Raw genomic sequence first — 1,224 nt, 5'->3', positions numbered from 1 at the left:
GAAGATCATCCTCGGGAAGGTGCGCCCACTTTCAGGCCGCCTCGCCGAGGCTCATCCACAGGTATTGATCATTGCTCGTCATCAACTTCACCCCTACGGTGAACGGGATTGCGAACACGGCGCGATCCATGCGCGCCTCAGCAGCGCTACGCCGCTACTTCTTGAAGCACCTCGCAGATGGACACCTCAAGGGATCGGACACCGTCCTTGGCCGCTTATTAGCGCACAGCAGCGACGGTGCGCTAACCGACAACCAGTTGTTCTATATCGCCATCCTGCTACTGATCGCGGGAAATGAGACCACTACCAACCTGCTCGGCGGGATGCTCCACACCTACGCCCACTGTCCCGATCAATACGACATGATCCGGGCCAACCCCGACCTGATCCCGCAGGCCATCGAAGAACATGTCCGCTACACCAGTCCCATTCAAAACCTTTACCGTTATACCCGCGCCGATTATCAAGTAGGCGATGTCACCATCCCATCGGGTTCACGGGTACTGATATCGTTCGGCGCGGCCAACCGCGATCCACTTGCCTTCGACGACCCAAATACCTTTCGCGCGAACCGAAACCCGCGTTCCCACGTCGGCTTTGGCTACGGTCCACACTTATGCCTCGGAGCGCCCCTTGCACGCATGGAGGCACAAGCCGTTCTTCGTGAACTGGTCGACCGGGTGTCACAGATCTCGATAACCGGACCCACAACGTGGTCTACCAACAGCTCACTGCGTGGCCCTACCCACCTCCCTGTCGTTCTCCACAAGAGGTCGACGCCAATTTAGTCTTCGCCAGGCACACTCGCCAGTGCTTCGGCGATGCAGTCCGACCAGCGTCGAGAACCGAGTCAGTGCATACCTGTCTCGCTGCGGGATGCGCTTGCAATCACAACGTCTGGCCTCGACCTGTTCGGTTGCGACACCGAATTGTTCGGCGACGGCGGCATTTTCGTCGCTGTTCACGGGTGCGCCCAGGCTCTCGCTCGCGTCAGCGATGCGCCGCGTCGTTGGTCGGTCGCCAAGGTCTGTAAGCGGCTTTCATCGCTGCGCTCGTACAGCGCCGCGACGGCGGTCGGTACATCGACTTCGGCGTCGCCCAGTTGGGGGCGGTGGGCAAGGTCCAAGATCGTCTGTTCAGGTGTGGTCTGGCTATGACAGCCTGATTTGGCCCCAGGGGGACGGCTTGATGTGGCCCCACTTGCTCGACACGCCGGGGTAGTTA

1 protein-coding gene and 1 pseudogene are annotated in these 1,224 nt (G+C 60.2%); one reads left to right on the top strand and one right to left on the bottom strand.

Annotation, left to right across the window (positions count from 1 at the left end):
- Nucleotides 1-77: 77 nt before the first annotated feature.
- Nucleotides 78-788, top strand: a pseudogene (locus A5634_RS12565) (cytochrome P450); the annotation flags it as partial.
- Between the two features lie 173 nt (nt 789-961).
- Here the strand turns inward: A5634_RS12565 and A5634_RS30340 are convergent.
- Nucleotides 962-1,224, bottom strand: a 263-nt coding sequence (locus A5634_RS30340; protein ID WP_437339972.1) for a type IV toxin-antitoxin system AbiEi family antitoxin, incomplete at its 5' end; no start/stop codon positions are given.

It is taken from the genome of Mycobacterium asiaticum, from assembly GCF_001673365.1.
Taxonomy (GTDB): domain Bacteria; phylum Actinomycetota; class Actinomycetes; order Mycobacteriales; family Mycobacteriaceae; genus Mycobacterium; species Mycobacterium asiaticum_A.
Note: the sequence above shows the minus strand (reverse complement) of the source record. Positions and strands in the feature narration are given on the sequence as shown.